Source organism: Parageobacillus caldoxylosilyticus NBRC 107762 (assembly GCF_000632715.1).
GTDB lineage: Bacteria > Bacillota > Bacilli > Bacillales > Anoxybacillaceae > Saccharococcus > Saccharococcus caldoxylosilyticus.
On sequence record NZ_BAWO01000032.1, the window covers coordinates 45,117 to 61,814 of the forward strand.

At 43.8% G+C, this 16,698-nt stretch carries 16 protein-coding genes and 1 pseudogene; 1 reads left to right on the forward strand and 16 read right to left on the reverse strand.

Going from position 1 to position 16,698, the window contains the following annotated elements:
• Positions 1-415 precede the first annotated feature (415 nt).
• From GCA01S_RS10290 to GCA01S_RS20700, 9 genes and pseudogenes are all read right to left on the reverse strand, one after another.
• Positions 416-2,251: a monovalent cation:proton antiporter family protein gene (locus tag GCA01S_RS10290; protein ID WP_042409676.1), complete on the reverse strand. Its 1,836-nt coding sequence runs from the start codon at positions 2,249-2,251 to the stop codon at positions 416-418.
• A 113-nt stretch (positions 2,252-2,364) separates the two neighbouring features.
• The gene (locus GCA01S_RS20955) at positions 2,365-2,454 is read right to left on the reverse strand and encodes a hypothetical protein (RefSeq protein WP_255212276.1); all 90 of its coding nucleotides are present in this window, start codon (positions 2,452-2,454) and stop codon (positions 2,365-2,367) included.
• Positions 2,454-2,912: pseudogene (locus GCA01S_RS10295) on the reverse strand (DUF5680 domain-containing protein); the annotation flags it as partial. The gene GCA01S_RS20955 and the pseudogene GCA01S_RS10295, both read right to left, overlap by 1 nt.
• 56 nt (positions 2,913-2,968) lie before the next feature.
• Positions 2,969-4,642 (reverse strand): acyl-CoA dehydrogenase family protein, encoded by a 1,674-nt coding sequence (locus GCA01S_RS10300; RefSeq protein WP_042409679.1) that lies wholly within the window; start codon positions 4,640-4,642, stop codon positions 2,969-2,971.
• On the reverse strand, positions 4,620-6,149 hold the full coding sequence (locus GCA01S_RS10305) for a class I adenylate-forming enzyme family protein (RefSeq protein WP_042409681.1): 1,530 nt from the start codon (positions 6,147-6,149) through the stop codon (positions 4,620-4,622). The genes GCA01S_RS10300 and GCA01S_RS10305 overlap by 23 nt, the downstream gene beginning before the upstream one ends.
• Entirely contained in the window at positions 6,146-6,520 is a 375-nt protein-coding gene (locus tag GCA01S_RS10310; protein WP_042409685.1) for a MerR family transcriptional regulator, read from the reverse strand. Before GCA01S_RS10310 ends, GCA01S_RS10305 begins: the two co-directional genes overlap by 4 nt.
• A gap of 164 nt (positions 6,521-6,684) precedes the next feature.
• Positions 6,685-7,131 carry a hypothetical protein gene (locus GCA01S_RS20960; RefSeq protein ID WP_255212277.1) on the reverse strand — a complete coding sequence of 149 codons (447 nt, stop codon included), beginning with the start codon at positions 7,129-7,131 and terminating at the stop codon, positions 6,685-6,687.
• A 49-nt stretch (positions 7,132-7,180) separates the two neighbouring features.
• Positions 7,181-8,149: a hypothetical protein gene (locus GCA01S_RS10315; RefSeq protein WP_255212278.1), complete on the reverse strand. Its 969-nt coding sequence runs from the start codon at positions 8,147-8,149 to the stop codon at positions 7,181-7,183.
• A gap of 98 nt (positions 8,150-8,247) precedes the next feature.
• Positions 8,248-8,439 carry a transposase gene (locus GCA01S_RS20700; RefSeq protein WP_052510033.1) on the reverse strand — a complete coding sequence of 64 codons (192 nt, stop codon included), beginning with the start codon at positions 8,437-8,439 and terminating at the stop codon, positions 8,248-8,250.
• Positions 8,440-9,035: 596 nt separating this feature from the next.
• Here GCA01S_RS20700 and GCA01S_RS10325 point away from each other — a divergent pair.
• The gene (locus GCA01S_RS10325) at positions 9,036-9,440 is read left to right on the forward strand and encodes a polysaccharide deacetylase family protein (RefSeq protein WP_042409687.1); all 405 of its coding nucleotides are present in this window, start codon (positions 9,036-9,038) and stop codon (positions 9,438-9,440) included.
• A 73-nt stretch (positions 9,441-9,513) separates the two neighbouring features.
• On the opposite strand, the gene GCA01S_RS10330 is transcribed toward GCA01S_RS10325, so the two are convergent.
• From GCA01S_RS10330 to GCA01S_RS10360, 7 genes are all read right to left on the reverse strand, one after another.
• Positions 9,514-10,302, reverse strand: coding sequence for an ABC transporter permease (locus GCA01S_RS10330; protein ID WP_042409689.1), 789 nt, complete (start codon positions 10,300-10,302; stop codon positions 9,514-9,516).
• Between the two features lie 2 nt (positions 10,303-10,304).
• Positions 10,305-11,078 (reverse strand): ABC transporter permease, encoded by a 774-nt coding sequence (locus GCA01S_RS10335; protein ID WP_042409692.1) that lies wholly within the window; start codon positions 11,076-11,078, stop codon positions 10,305-10,307.
• A complete protein-coding gene (locus GCA01S_RS10340) occupies positions 11,068-12,045 on the reverse strand; it encodes an ABC transporter ATP-binding protein (RefSeq protein ID WP_042409695.1) in 978 nt (325 codons plus the stop codon). The genes GCA01S_RS10335 and GCA01S_RS10340 overlap by 11 nt, the downstream gene beginning before the upstream one ends.
• 316 nt (positions 12,046-12,361) lie before the next feature.
• Positions 12,362-12,733 (reverse strand): DUF3888 domain-containing protein, encoded by a 372-nt coding sequence (locus GCA01S_RS10345; RefSeq protein WP_052510034.1) that lies wholly within the window; start codon positions 12,731-12,733, stop codon positions 12,362-12,364.
• 154 nt (positions 12,734-12,887) lie between these two features.
• Positions 12,888-13,268, reverse strand: coding sequence for a DUF6262 family protein (locus tag GCA01S_RS10350; protein WP_042409697.1), 381 nt, complete (start codon positions 13,266-13,268; stop codon positions 12,888-12,890).
• Positions 13,261-15,369 carry a tyrosine-type recombinase/integrase gene (locus GCA01S_RS10355; protein WP_042409700.1) on the reverse strand — a complete coding sequence of 703 codons (2,109 nt, stop codon included), beginning with the start codon at positions 15,367-15,369 and terminating at the stop codon, positions 13,261-13,263. Before GCA01S_RS10355 ends, GCA01S_RS10350 begins: the two co-directional genes overlap by 8 nt.
• Positions 15,366-16,502 (reverse strand): tyrosine-type recombinase/integrase, encoded by a 1,137-nt coding sequence (locus GCA01S_RS10360; protein WP_042409702.1) that lies wholly within the window; start codon positions 16,500-16,502, stop codon positions 15,366-15,368. Before GCA01S_RS10360 ends, GCA01S_RS10355 begins: the two co-directional genes overlap by 4 nt.
• Between the last annotated feature and the right edge of the window lie 196 nt (positions 16,503-16,698).

Below are 16,698 nucleotides of genomic sequence, written 5' to 3' on the forward strand. Positions count from 1 at the left end.
ATAGCAGTGTGTCCTTTTTCTACACTGTCCACACAAGAGGGATAATATCAGCTCTCCCCTCTTTTTCTTATTTCGAAAGGAGTGATACGATGGCAACGACAACGGTAAAAAACAACCGATAAAGCCAACGGCTGTGGCTACACCAAAGCCAGCGCCATGACAGTGACAAGCACAGCAAAACCAACCGCAACACCGATCAATCCGAATAAACAACCGACACCTACGTTCCGTCTGTTCATGGAACACCAACTATTAAGCCGATACCAATACCAATAATACCGATAGGTCAATCACCAAGAATCACACTAAAAAATAAGGTCCATGAAAAAACAGAGCCGTGATGAAAAACGACTCTGTTTGAAGCGTTCATTTTGGCAATAAACTATGCGCCGTTATATCTTATATCTTGTCTCAGTTACTCCAGCAATTCCCGAAGTTCATTGACATACTCGCCCGAGCCAGTGACAATCAAGCGATCCTCCTTTTGCAGCTTTGTGTCCCCGTGCGGAACGATCGATTCATTTTCGCGGAAAATGCGGACGATAATGCAATCTCCCATAAACGGAAAGCGGCGGAGCGGGATTCCATCATATTCATTGTTATTCATCGTAATTTCATGCAATGTCGCATCCTTGTTTATAAACATCCGCGCCACTCGCGGCGATTCAATCGACGCCTTCAGCATCGATGTCGACGACAGCAAGACGGACATGGTTTCGATGCCTTCCTCCTTTAGCCGTTCGACTTGTGTCGGTGTTTCCGCCAGCGCAAGCACCCGCTCGACTCCCCGCTCTTTGGCCGCCAATGCGACGGCAGCGTTCACCTTTTCATTTCCCGTCCAAGCAACAACGATATCGGCAGCAAACGCTTTATGTTTCTCCAATGTTGGCAGCGAATAGTCCTCGATATCCACAATCGGGAACACGTGATCGGAAAGCGGCAGCTCCATTTTTTCTTGCTGGATATGATACAGCGTCGCTTCATAGCGTTGTTCGTCTAATTCCTTTGCCGCCGATAACGTAAATTGGTTCGTGCCAATAAACGAAATGGCAATCTTTTTGTCTTCCTCTTTCGGCTTCACAAATAATTTTTTAAATAAAATCGGTGAAATGATGCTGGAGATGACCGCCACCAAAATAAGCGCGCCCTTCATATTTTCATCAATGACGCCGATGCGTTCGGCAATCGTAGCCGCTGCAATAACGAGTGACAAAGTCGAAACAAGCAAAAACGCCGCGGCGAGCGTTGTTTTTGTGTCATACCAGATTTTTAATAGGGAGACAGGAATAATTTTCGAAATCGCCAGCGCAGCCACCAACAGCGGAATCATCATTAAAATCTTCGGTTCAGTGACCAGCGCCCGCAAATCTAAATCGACTCCAACCATGACAAAAAAGATCGGGATGAAAAATCCGTAGCCAAAGGAATCTAATTGATGCATCAATTCTTTATTCGGCGACAGCAAAGAAACGAGCACCCCTGCTAAAAACGCCCCTAAAATATTTTCGGCACCAAATGTCTCCGATAGGGCGACCAAGACGATAATCAGCGTAAATACAGCACGCGTGCCGATCTGTACTGTTCCTTTTGCCATTGTTTCCACAAAGGAACGTTTTTTAAAATATTTACCAACAAAATAAAAGACGACACCTGCGGCAAACAAGCCAAGAAGTAGCCAAACGCTTTTATGTCCTGATTCATAGATCGAAACGAAAACCGCCAGTAAAATCATTGTCGCCAAATCGGCAATAACCGCAACAAGCAAAATCGTCTGCCCGATCGTCGTTTTCATGAGATTGGTGTCTTTTAACGTAGGAACGACGACACCAAGCGAAATAGTAGAAATGATTAATGTCATTAAAAACGCATTATCAATATAACCTGCTAATACAAATAAATAGGAAAGCCCGTAAGACAACACGAAAATGGCCAAAAAGATAATCGAAGCGACGACAAATTGATTCGGTTCCTTTTGTTTCTTGTTTGCTTTCGGTTTATTCGCAAACGCGGAAAAATCAATTTCTAATCCACTTAAAAACATTAAAAACAAAAAGCCTAATGTCGATAACGTTTCAATCCACATGTCCGGTTTGACAAGGTTAAATCCGGTCTTCCCGATCATAATGCCGGCGATAATTTCCGCCACGACAACAGGAATGACCTGCAGGCGCAAACGATTCAATAATATGGGCGTCAAAAAAGCAACGACAACGACAATCAACAACGAAGTAATCGATGACTGTTCCGCCATACCATTCTCCTTTCCAAACGTTTTCTAGACTTTAGATATTATCCCATAGAAACAAATTTGGCAACAAAACAGTTTCAAAAATAATGGATCGCTCACTAAATTGAGCTCTCGAATCACGGTATGATTAGACCGCCGCTGTAGCGCAACTCATACACTTTTTCTCCCGCGATGAAAATGCGCTCTTCCCCACAAAAGCGTTCCATGTGCCTTCATAATCATTTTGATATGTATACGAGCCATCTCGCCATTGACGCGGGCCGCGATATGGCGCTTGCACATCAACTAATCGGAGCACCTTACGTAAAAACGCATAAACAGAAGCTACTTGTGCCCGTGGCAAGCTGGGAGTAACGATACCTCCTGAATATACCATCGACCATACTGGCCTCTCTTTTTCTTCCACTACTTCTTGTCCGGCGAAAAAAACGGAGCAAAAATAAATATCGCGGTACAAATAGTCATCCTTCTGATATTCCAGCTGCTTTGCCTCGTTCCATAAAGGACGGACCGACGCATCATTCGTCTCGGAAGCGTATGTCTGTTTTTTTGCTTCCACTAGAAAATCAATAAAATTTGCCGTATCTCTTTCCATCGATGTTTCCCTCTCCTTCCTCCAACGAGCTAATATATTGTTGATTATATCGAATTGCGCCCAATTCATTCATCAATAAAACAGAGCCGTCATAAAAGCGGCTCTGTATCATTTCATTATGTCCATTATGAAGGAGATAGCTGTTTCTGTTCATGAATAACCGTTTCAAAATAGCGAACAGAAAGCATCTGTTCATCCAGCAAATGACGGTTCCAAATGTGCTGCAAAAAGAGCTGGGCAATCAAGCGATTCCGTTCATTTTCTTGCGCGCGCTTGAGGGCGACAACGCTTAAATAAATGTCGCAAAGGCGGTTGGCGATTTTTTTCGCGTGGCATGTTTGCACCTCTTCCGGTTGGCCGTCAAGCTGTTTCAATGCTTCCGCAAGTTCGTGCAATCCTTGCTTCACCGGGGTGGCGAGCCGCTCTACATCGGCGGAAAGCGTAGAGAGCGCCTTCGTCATTTTGGCAATAAACTGCTCATGAACGCGATATTTGCGCATTAACCGTAATACTTCCAGTCCTAAAATGTTGGCCGTCCCTTCCCATACCGTCAGCACTTGCGCGTCGCGAAGCAAGCGCGGTGTCACAAAATCTTCGATATAGCCGTTGCCGCCGTGCATTTCGATCGCTTCATGGGCAAAGGCAATCGCTTCTTCAGCGGTGCGCATCTTGAGCAAGGCGATGAGAAGACGGTTCCACGCTTTTTCGTCCTCCGTCGCTTCATCCGGCGCAGTCATGACGTGGTCGAACACGGAAATCATTTGAAAGCAGGCGCTCGTTTGTACTTCTTGCCTTGCCGTCAAATTGGCGAGCGTTTCCCTTACCATCGGATAGTCAGTCAGCTTGCGGCCAAAAGCGGTGCGGTTAGCGGCATACTGCTTCGCTTCCTCTAACGCCCGCTTCATAATGCCGATCGACCCGACCGCATTGCAGACGCGCGACAAGTTTAACGCTTCCATCATATAATAGAAGCCTTTTTTCGGATCGCCGATGACATACGCTTTCGCTCCGTCAAAGACAACCTCTGCGGATGGAACGGCGCGCACTCCGAGCTTATCTTTCAAGCGGCGGATTTGAATGCCGTTTAGCGTGCCGTTTTCGTTGCGCCATGGGACAAGAAATAAGCTTAGCCCTTTTGTTCCCGGCTCGCTCCCGTCGATGCGCGCCAAAACGGTGGCGACACCGCAGCGGCCGGCGTTGCTGGCAAAATATTTTTCTCCATACAACTTGTAATGATCGCCGCACGGAACGGCGCGCACCGCATTGGCGCCAACGTCAGAGCCGCCCTGGCGCTCCGTTAAAAACGTGGCACCTTCATAAAGCTCGACTTCCCCAGTAGAAATGACATGCGGCAAATATTTCTTCTTCAATTCCTCATCGGCAAAATGCTCTAGCAAATAGGCGGTGGCCATTGTCAGCGTCACCGGGCAGTAAAAACCTGTCTCCACCTGCGACAACAGGTAGCCTTGCGCGTACGAATAAATGTAATTCCCTTTCCGTCCCAGCTCCGGAATCGGCTTATGGACATAGCCGACGATTCCCGTTTCATACGTTTGTTTCGCGGTCTGCTCGTAGCCTTCATTGACCCATACTTCGGAAATATCATTGCCAAAGCGATCGTATTTGATCAGGCGTGGCTGTCCTTCACGGTCGGTGTGCACAGCGCGGCGGTCAATATCGGTCATGCAAAGCTGATAGAATTGTTCCAGCTTTTCTTCGGCATAGGCATACAACTCGTCATCTAAATACTTTTTCAAGTTGGCGAGTAAATTCGGATCAACGTCGCGCAGCCGTCTCATCGTGCTTCCCCCTCAACACTTGTTTTAACACCTTTCCTGTCGCGTTGCGCGGCAGTTCCTCGATTTGCTCATATAATCGCGGAATTTTATAGTCCGCGATCTTTTCTTTTAGAAAACGTTTACAATCTTCCACAAGATTTTCCAACGGTTTGGCGGCAACGACAAACGCTTTTGCCGTTTCTCCCCATTCCGGATGCGGAACGCCGACGATCGCGACATCGATAATATCTGGATGTGTGCGCAGCACATCTTCCACTTCTTTCGGATAAATGTTGACGCCGCCGGAAATAATGATATCTTTTTTACGATCGACCACCCAAATATAGCCGTCTTCATCGCGGCGGGCCAAATCGCCGGTATAGACCCAGCCGTCTTTGATCGTTTCTTTCGTCTTTTCTTCATCTTTATAGTAGCCTTTCATCACGCTTTCCCCGCGCAGGACAATTTCGCCGATTTCCCCTGGCCGCACTTCCTTCCCTTGGTCATCGACAATTTTCACCTCGCAATGAAGGGCAGCGTATTTGCCGACGCTGCCGGCTTTTGTGGCGTGCTCTTCCGGCGACAAGTACGTTCCGTTCGGACCCGCTTCTGTGAGACCGTACAAACACATGAGGCGGTCGGTGCGGAATTGACTGGCAACAAACAACACCTCATCACGTGACAATGGCGCGCCGCCGTACGTCCAATAGCGGATGGAAGAAAGATTATAGTCATGCAGGCGCGGATGCTTTGCGGTCAGTAAATAAGCAACAGGCGCGCCAAAAAAGTGGGTGATTTCGTGCTGTTCGACGAGCTGGAGCAACGCTTCTGGAGAAAACGCTGGTGCTAGTACATGGGTGGCGCCGACATAGGTACCGCCGACAAAAAACAAATGCAGCGGTGCGGAATGGCTGAGAGGCATCATATGCAAAATGCGGCTGTGGCGGTCCATTTTCGTCTCGATGACCATCATCGTCGCGACGGCAAAAATGTTGCGGTAAGTAAACAATACTCCCTTCGGCTTCCCTGTTGTTCCCGATGTGTACAAAATCGTTGCTTCATCCTCTTCGTTCAGCGGGCAAACAATCGGATCCGGCGCCCCTGCCGCTATCAAGTCAGCCATGGATGCCCATCCATCGGCTGCTTCTCCTGTTTTGATCCAAATGACATTCCCTTGTCCTACCAGCGGGGCAAGCTGCCCGCAAATCCATTCATGGGCGATCACCGCTTTGGCTTCACTATGATGAAGAATATATTGTACTTCGGAAGCAGTGAGGCGCGCGTTGACTGGAACGACAATGGCGCCAAGGCGAAGCACGGCAAAATACGCAAACGCAAATTCTTTCGTATTCGGCATATACAAAATGACTTTATCGCCTTGGCAAATGCCAAGCCGGGAAAGCGACGAAGCCAAGCGGTTGACCGTCCGGTCGACCTCTACGTACGAAAGCTCTATGTCCCCATCAATGATCGCAGTCTTATCCGGAAATTTTCTCGCATTGCGGGCGAGCAGCTCTGAAATGTTCATCCATCCGATCCCTCCAATTCGCGCAATCGCTTTTCCAAATCCACTAGCATCGCTTCCATCTCTTCTTTCAGCTGCATAAGATCGTCGATCCGCTCATTCACCTCCTTTATTTTCTGCCTTCCATATTCAATCGTTTTTTCCAGCTGTTTCCGTCCGGTGCGGTCTTGATCAAAAAGCGAAATCATTTCATGGATTTCCTCAAGCGAAAAGCCAAAGCGCTTGCCTCGCAAAATCAGCTTTAATTTCGCGCGCTCCTTTTTTGTGTACAGACGCTGCCCCGATTCCGTGCGAATCGGCGCAATCAGACCGCGCTCTTCATAATAGCGGATCGTCCGTGTGCTGATATCAAATTCCTGTGCCAGCTGGGAAATCGTGAACTGAACCTCTGCACGACTAAAGTCGGCAGGTTCTTGTGTACCAAAGAGCTTCGTCTATACCTTCGTATAGACACTCACTCTTGTTCCACAAGACTTTCATGGACAAGCACAACATGTGTTTCGCGTCCTGTCGGTTCGGTTCAAAACCGTTGGTTCGTTTAGATTCCCATACTGCTCAATAAGCGAGTATGGCTTTTTCTTAAACGTGTGATTTCTTGGTCATGAAAGTATTTAAATGCTTCCCAATGTTTGAAACATTGTTCACGGTCAATTTCTTTTAAATTGTCCCTGACATTCATGATTAAAAATGCGCTATATAAATCACGTTGAATACGGTCCTCACCGATGATCGTCCAGCGATCACTCAAATTCTTTTTCTTGTATTCATTCGAGAGGTGGTTGTATTGGCTTGCTTTGACCGCAACGGTATCCACTTTTTTCAGACTCTTTCCTGCATCGTTCAATTTTTGTTCGAGTATGATCAAAAACAAACTGGGTGCTTTGTTGGCAATCGACTTTCCAAATCGTTTCTTTCGGTTATACCTTCCTGTTTTCTCATTCATCGTCGTTTCTTTGGCTCTGGCTTGCAACGTTTTATAATTCATTCTTTCCACTTTAACATCATTGCCTAACGATAATATCCAATTGGCCAACTTATGATGATCTTGCTTGCGTTTTTCCGCTAACTTCCTTTGCAGTTCCGCTAATTGATTTTTTGTTTTGATAATAATTTTTGCTCCACACCCTCTTTTCTTTGTTTCCTCGCTGGATGGTTCCATCTTCGTTGTACTTATGTGGATTATTTGCTCTCCGTTGTCGGTCTAGTTTTCGCTGCAACCGCCTTTTTTCCCGGTGGATGTCCTCCACACTTGGAGCGAGTTCCAACAATTTTATTTCGTTCGGAGCGCAAATGGCGATCGTTTGCGTGCCAATGTCGATGCCGACCACCCCTTCACTAAGGGGATGCTTGGCTTCTCCGGTTTGCTGATTGATTTTTTGCGGCGGAACCCCTTCCAAAATGAGTTGGGCGTAATACTTTACTTTTCCCCGAATCCGTTTGCGAACGATGCGGCAATACTTGATTCGGTCCTGCAAGGCGAGATGGGCATACACATCATTTGGTTTGACGATGGCAGGAATTATCAGTCCATTCCAATAGAGCACATGGTTTTTGAAACGAATCCCTGCGGAATTCGATTTTCCCTCTAACGAATCCATTTCGCCGAACCGTTTAAAATACACTCGTTTGGCATCACCAAACAAGAGCTCTTTCATTGCATTCCACGCTCTGGTGGCGATCTTTTGCGCTGTATGCGAGTCGATGTGTTTACGGAAGTGGTCCTGCATTGGCTGAACGAAAGCGTGCATCGCATATTCGGAGAGTCCGTACTCGGCTCGAAGGTCGGCAAGTTGACGATTTCTTTTTTTTGAGGGTTTCTGTTGAGCAAGGTCTTGATAGCGGGAATCATGTTGGAGCTTTTTGTACCGCTTCAAACATTCCTCTAAACAGGCGTTATACAAACTGCGTCCGATTTCAAACCGCTTTTCGAGAATATGTTCTTGCCATGTTTCTGTCTGGAGCCGCAACGTCAATACATAGCTTGGTGTTTTCGCTCCCGTCAATGCAACCCACCTCCTTTACACATGCTTTTGATTTTCCATGTATTTCATAACGGTTTCTTCTGAAATGCATCCAACTGTACAACAAAATAGCTGCGAGTCTAAAGGGAAGGCAGTCTGCTTTTCCATGACGGATATTTTTCATGCAACATACGACTGCTTCTACCTTTCAATTTCTGGATTAGCGTATGAATATGAATTCTTGGGTCAAAGGAAATAAACAGATGAACATGGTCAATCAACACCTTTCCTTTCGCCACTTGATAAAAAATTTCTCTCCAATCTTTTTCCATCTCACCGACTCACACTTTTCGTCTGTATTTTGGAAAGAAAATCATATGATATGGATGAAGATAAACCATTCCTTCTTTATGTATATATTGATCATTAGACATTAAATACCCCTATCTAATATCATGATAACCAAACATTAGATAGGTTACAATTATAATAAAGAATATTCTAATAATTTTATCATTCAGCCACTTCATCCCGATGACTAACGTCACGGGCTTTCGTGGCAGTTATTCTTGTAATTTACCATATTTTAAATGGTGCACAAGTCCCATATCCCCCTTATAATGATAGCGTTATCACAAAGGGGGGGTGCTCATGTTCAAAAAAATTGCTAGTTTAGTAACATTTTGTTTCATTTGCGTTATCATGTTTGGAAATATTGCAATGGCTGCAACGTATACTGTTTAACCAGGGGACACTCTAGGGAAAATTGCTGCCAATCATGGAACAACAGTCGATAAGTTAGTAAACCAAAACAAATTGGCATATACAGCAATCCACCCAGGGGAAAAGTTGGAAATTCCGGAACCAAATACTTATAAAGTGGTTGCAGGCGATACATTCTATAAAATTTCTACGAGCGAATCCTCAGATGAAAGATCCGAATCGGATTTATCCCGGACAAGTTCTCCATATTCCGAATAAAACTCAGCCAAGAATGATTTACATGGGGAATTCCAGTCAGAAAAGGATTGCGCTTACTTTTGACGATGGTCCCGAAGGCATCTATACGCCGAAAATCTTAGAAATTTTGCGGCAAAAGGGCGTTAAAGCAGCATTTTTCGTCATAGACACAAACGACTGGAGTGGCGCTTCTTCTGAGGAAATTTTATCTAGGGTACATCGAAATGTGGTTCCGGGGGGCATTATCCTCCAACACAACTTCCGTGTTCCGTGCCAATTAGATGGAAGCATTAAGGCACTCCCTCAAATCATTGATCAATTACGTGCACAGGGGGATGAATTTGTGACAGTTGATCAGTTATTAGGAAAATAGAATTATACAGACTGTTGGCAAATGGGTTGCAAACGTGCAACCCATTTTGCTTGCTGGGGAGAACTTCCCCTCCTTAACTGCTCGCGCTCGTATAAAAGCGAAGCGCAAAGCGCCAAAAGCGGCGCGCCAGCCATAAAAAGACCAAAGCCAGCGAAACGGCAATGAGCGCGGTTGCCATATTCCACTTTCCTAACAGGGACAACGCCGGCATGTTCGTGATCACCGCAGCGGGCAGTACATATGTCAGCACGACGCGCATCCAGCCGCGGTACATGCCGACCGGAAACCGCGCTGTTTCAAAAAACGAATCAAAAATAAAGGACAAGTCGTCAATGCGGATGACCCAAAACGACGTCGTCATCAGCATCATCCACAACGAATAAATCAACACGAATGACGCCGCGATGGTGATAAGAAAAATCAGCACATCGAATAATGACGGAATATAACGCTTGACCATCAAGCCGTAGCCAATGACGCCAAGGCCAAGCAAAACGTCAATCAGGCGCCAAAACACCAAATGGCGGAAGCTGACGTAAAACATGCTGTCGACCGGTTTCGTCAAAATATAATCGAGCGTGCCGCGGCGGACATGTTCGAGCAGGCGCGGCATATTTGGGCGTAGCGCAAAATCAATCATCCCTCTAAGCGTATTAAAGACGCCAAGCAATACAAGAACATCGGCATACGCCCATCCTCCCAATTGATCGGTCTGATAGAAAAAGATGTTGACCGTCAAAATCGCAATTCCAATGCCAAAAAAGCTGGAAACGAGATTGCCGAGAAACTCGCTGCGATATTCCAATTCTTCCACAAAACAGGCGCGGAAAAACTCGCGGAAAATCCGCACATATCTTCGCACGCTTAACCACCTACCGCCTGATTTTTCTTTAATCCCGCTATCCATATCCACCGCAGGGCGATAATGAACACCGCGACCCAAATCGACGCGATGGCGAAACCTTGCAGCATATCATGGCCGTTGGCTGCTCCGGTAACGATGTCAATCGGAAACCCGATCATATAGCGAAACGGCAAAAAGACACTCCATTGCTGCAGCATCGGCGGAAGCATGGACAGCGGCGCAATCCGCCCCGATAAAAATAAGGAAATTGCTTCTAGCACGCCATAGACCGCCGTGACTTTGGTAATCCAAAAGCCGAGCAGCCCGCAAATGTAACTGAGCAAAAAGCGAAGCGCAGCGCCAAGCAGCACCGCCGCCAAAAACAGAAGCGCCTGTCCGCCTGTCACATCAAAGCGAAGCGCGGGCACAAACAGCGCTGCTATCGCCCATATCGGCGCCAAGATAGCTACAAACAATACTTTATACACCACATTTTCCGCAATCGCCCAGTGAATCGGATGGAGCGGGCGAATAATATAGTTGGAAAACGTCCCTTCGCGAATTTCGCGATCGAGCTCCCAAACGTCCCAAGCGCTCGTCATCCGCTCGACAAAAATGACCGCCATAAAGTAAAAAAGGAAAGCATCGCTTTGGGACGGATCAATATTCATCCATACGGCCATGGTAATGAGCGGCTGGACAATCGCTCCCGTCATCCAGACGAGCGTTGCAAGGCGATAGGCTAACATTTCAATATATTTCATGCGCAGAAGGGCGATGTATTTACGAATCATGCAACCCCTCCTGAAACGCGCGTGTAATCACTTCTTCCATCGGCGGGTCTTGAATGTTAATGTCATGGACGTGGAAATGCTGCAAAAAATGCGCCGACACTTCTGCCACTTTCTCCCGCGCCACCCGCAATGCCACATTGCCGTCTTCGATTTCCACAACCTCTCCGTAATCTTCCCAGCGCACATCAGGCACCTTGGCAAAGCGAACTTCGAGCCGCTTGTACGGGGCGAGTTTCTCTGTCAGCACCGTCAACTCCCCATCATAAATCAGCTTTCCATAATTAATAATCATGACGCGGTCGCACAGCGCCGTCACATCGCCCATATAATGCGACGTCAGCAAAATCGTCGTTTCATGCTCTCGATTGTAATCAACGATAAAACGGCGCACTTTTTCCTGTGTATGGACATCAAGCCCGATCGTCGGTTCGTCTAAAAACAATACTTGCGGGCGATGCAATAGCGCCGCCGCCAGTTCGCAGCGCATCCGCTGCCCAAGCGACAAACTGCGCGTCGGTTTGTCTAGCAGCGGCGCTAACTCGAGCAATTCGACCAATTCGTCCAACGTTTCGCGAAACATCCGGTCATCGATCTCATAGATTGCTTTGTTGACTAAAAATGTTTCCATCGGCGGGATATCCCAAATGAGCTGGCTTTTTTGCCCCATCACCAAACTCATCATTTTTTTAAATTCGGCCTTTTGTTCAAACGGAACAAAGCCGCCGACCGTAATTTCTCCTGACGTTGGGTGCAGAAGCCCGGCGAGCATCTTCATCGTCGTCGTTTTGCCGGCGCCGTTCGGGCCTAAAAACCCGACAATTTCCCCTTTTTCAATCGTAAACGAAATATCTTTGACTGCTTCCACCACCCGATATTCGCGCCTCCACAAGCTGCGCACGGCCTCCAGCCAGCCCGCCTGGCGGGCATGCACGCGAAATGATTTATGCAAATGCTTCACGTGAATCATCGTTTTCTTCCTCCAACTAATGCCAAGAAAGTTTTGTCCGTACATTATTTTTATATGATTGGCGAGCAGCATGCAAACAAAAAGCAGACTTCCGAAATTAACTGTACTTTAAAGAGGAGGACATAGCCCACAGCGGGAAGCGCAGCGAATCCTTTAAATTCCAGAAAGGCTTTCCCCTATAAAAAGCTTATCAAGACCTAAATTAAAGAAATATAAGTAAATAAAAGGACATTACATATTGTATATGACTAATATGTAATGTCCTTTCTTATTCAACTAAAGCATCCCGTTAGCTTAAACAAAACGATTTCAAAAATCATCCTTCAACCTTAGTTACAGTAACCCTATCTAACTTTACATCAAAAGTTAGAATGACTGGACCTTCTGGTGGATTATGAGGACCTGTATAAGTATCATATTTAACCTTTATTGTAAAGTCATATTGAGAATATCCTTCAGTTTTCCGATTCACTTCTAATATTTCTGCATTCCATAACCCATAACTGCGAGATGGGTACTTGTTGTTTATTGCTTTCCTCGCATATGGGTCTAATAAAACTAACAAAGCATCATAAAAATCAGTATGTTTTTCCTCGCCAGTAATATTAGTCTTTGCTACAACTTGGTAGGACAATGATAAATTCCAGAATAATAAACATATAACAAGTGAAATTAGAATCCGTTTCATATAAAAAGCTACCTCCTTTTTTAGATAGCCTCCCCTAAAAAAGATGATTTATTTTGGTTAATTTGCCTTCAAAATCTCCTAAATATAATAAATTCTTCTTCAACTAACTTGACCGTTAGTTGAAGAAGAAAGGAAACAATGTTCCCTTTTGTTACTATAACTTCTTATATACCTCTGCGTAAGCTAATTTTAACTGTTCCCGTAATTGCTTGTTTTCGTCTTCTAACTTTTTGATTTTTCGTTTCAACGATTCAATAAGAGCGTCTTTGTTGCTCTCATTCATTTCTCGCTTTATTTGTTTCGCAGTAGGAGCTTGTGCTTGTTGTTGGCGTAAGGTTTCAATACGCTCACGCAGTTCAGAATGGTTGTAAAGTGTTGCTTTCGCTACCCCTGCTTCATTTGCTACGCTATTAAAATTAATGCTCTCATTGGCTCGTATGAGCCTTTTAATGGCTTCATCGACCTTTTGATAGGTGAGAGCCTTTCTGGAGGCATGAATGGCTTTCAAATGCTCTCTACGGTCATAGTTAGCCATTGGAAACACCTTGCTTTCGTTTGATTCGTTCTAATCGCCCAAAGATGATATTGCCTTCTTTAATGGTGTTTAAGATTTTCTCGTAACGCTCTAAATTCCTTTTATTCTTTTCAGCGATATCATTCCTGCCACGCTGTTCCAAAGCTTCTATCGTTTTTGTGGTTGTTTTGATTAATAATTCATACTTCTGTATATCCAAATCAGAAAAACCGATGGCTAAGTCCTTACATGGGCTTCCACCGTTACATGTTAGACATGGTGGTTCTTCGGCATACGGACAATTTCCGTTGATTCTTGCGTGACAAGTTCCGTATGGATTATCAATCGCATTCAATTTATGATCACGCCACAATGTTTCCAAGATATCTTCTGGAATATCCTTATTAGGTTTTACTTCCCGAACCTCCCCATTTAGGTCAAAACTAAATACACCTTGTTTTATTGCTTCCTCAAATGCTTTACGCTTGGTATCGTCTAATAACTTAGCGTATCGCAGGGTCATTTCAGGTGAAGCATGTGCTAATAATTCTTGAACCGTTAAAATATCGACTCCACTATTTAACATTTTGACCGCATAGGTATGGCGGAATTGATGTGTTTTAAAATGAAAGACATGACCGTTTTCGTCTATAATATTCTTGGTTTTTGCTAATTTATTTAGTTCATACCGAATGAAAGCTTGACTAAATGGTTTTCCTTTGCGGGAACCTCGATAACGAACGAAAATAAATTTTTCAGGATTGTTGTCGTCATTGCTATTTTTTATGGATTTATCAATCAATACCGCAAGAATATTGGCTAATTCTTCATCAATCGGAATCCGATGTCCTTTTACGTAGGTTTTTTCAATATCGGTCTCGATATAATATTTTCCGTTTAGTTTGACTAAACAATCTTGTGTTAAGCCTAGTACATCGGAAATCCGCAATCCTGTTTTAAAGGCTACCCATATTATAGTCTGAATATCTTTGTGAAGATGATTGATATGAGTGAATAGTTGCTCCAACACATAATCAGGAATATAGTCAATTTGGTCAATGGATTTCTTCTTTGGTTTTGGTTTGTCTTCTGGGAAAATTAACAAATTTACATTAGTTTCGGGAGCGATATCGTATCCATATCGTTGAATGTCTTCAAGAAACCTTCCTACGATATATAGGGCATATGATATATAGCGTTCAGGATGCGCATTCTTTTGCTTTAAGTTGCTTTCCGCATATTCATGCAACCATTGAATGTACTGTTCCATATGGGAACGCTTTAACCCACTTAAATCATTCCAAGTCGGTTCTAAAGAAAACAAGAAAGAGAAGAATTTTAGTAAATTGGTAAAATAGTTTATTGCGCTACTCCAAGCGAAACGGTTTTTACTTAATAAGCGTTGCTTGATATACTGTTTTACTTGCTGACGTATGTTCATGTTTTCAAACTTGGTGAAGTCAATGTAATGGTCAGACTTACTTTTGTTGTACTCAATCCCATACTTATCATGTAGGACCCTTACATCCCATCGGTCTTTTTCCCATTCTTCACGATTGTCAGTTAATTCAAAAAGCTTCGTTTGTAAGACTCGTAAAATGGTTGCTGTTTGTGATTTAACTGTGCGTTCACCATAATAATGTTTTTTAATTTTTTGTGTTTTAATCCTTTGCTCGGTTAACCAAAGCAACCATTCTCGCTCTACTTGATTTATCTCCAAATCAAGTAGGGAATATAAGGTGGGGTACTTTGCATTTAGGAAGGCGGTCAATTTTCGAAGAATTGCAGCCAGTCCAATCCAAACAGTTGTTAAACTCCATTCATCCCGAAATAACTTATGGTAGAACACATACTTAATTTCCAAGTTGACAGATGGGCTTTTCACTTGAAATAGAATATATCTATGTGTATCCTTATAGTTTGAAAATTGTTCTTTGAAGTTAGAAATAGTTCCTATTACATTAATGTCCCATTTATCATTGACTAAAAAATATGGATTTGGTTCAACTTTGGTAGTTATCGAGCCGTCTTCATGGATGGTTTTTTCGGTATAGGTTGATAACTCTTGCTGTAAACGTTCATGGAAACTTAATTGATGAATAGGGTGTTGTTGAATATTCATTCGATCGAATCCTTTCCAGATTTTTTTGTGATGTCAAACGCATGTTGTGCCTTCTCCCAATTCTTACGGATTTCTTCATCCGAAGGATGGAGATACAAATTGATCGTGGTTTGGATTTGAGAATGTCCTAATCGTTCTTGTACTTGTTTAATATCTTTCGTTTGTTGGTAGTACATGGTAGCGTGTGTATGGCGTAAAAGGTGAGGATGAACATGGATCCCTGTTTTCTTTTTCAATCGCTTAAATAAGGCTTCTACATCGCTATAGGTCATGGGTTGACCTACGTTCTTGCCGCGCAATTTGATAAACAAGAAATTTGTATTGAAGTCCAATTCATCCACTACCTCATACAAGTAATCATCCAACAAATCCATTAAGGCTTGGGAAACATAAATTTCCCGTTCCCCTGTTTTTAGTTTTGCTCCGTTCTCCAGTTCCCCTCGATGGACTAAACGAATCCGATGTCCGTTCTTATGATCAAAAATAAAATCCTCAATGAATAGAGAAAGCACCTCACCAATTCGCAATCCTGTTTCAAAAAGCAATTGAATTAACAATCTATCTCGGATGTTAGTGGTTGCTTTTATCAATTGTTGTACTTCTTCTTTCGTTAAAACTTTCAGCTTTTTTCTTGGCTCTTTGACCTTCAGAATATGACGGTTAGAAGGCTTATTTTTATTGACATGATACAGAAAATCCTTGTATCTGGTTCTTCCTCCTGTAAAATCTTGCTTCATCAACTTATCGACCAGATCATTTGGAAGTTCCTCATTTCGATACAAATAGTCATAAAAATTGGTGACGGCTGTAATCGTCAGATTAATCGTTTTTTCTGTTTTCTTTGCTTTCACAGGTTGGAGGGGAGTCACCTTTGTGCTTTCATATGGATTCCTCAACCATGCGACAAACTCCACCAAGTCCTCTAAACGAACTTTCCTGTAATCCTTCTTCTTTTCCTGTAAAAACACAAAATACTGCTTTAACGCATAACAGTAGGTCTTCAGTGTATTCCTGCTTTTCCCTGTTGTATCTAAATACTTCAGATACTTTACCACAGGAATCACAGGAAATCCTTTTTCATCCACTAATATGTATCTAATGTTATTCTCTAAGAAAACCTCTTGCACCCTCATAGATCTTCACCACCTAATATCTTTTCTTTTTTACGCTCGGTCGAAAGACCTCGCTACGCCTCCCGCTGTGGGCTATGTCCTCCACCTCTTTTAAAACAAAAATATGTTTTGCCTATAAGTATACATAATAGACCATATTTTCAATATCTATATAATGAATCTATTATGTATGAAAAAAGAGGATATATGTCCTTAT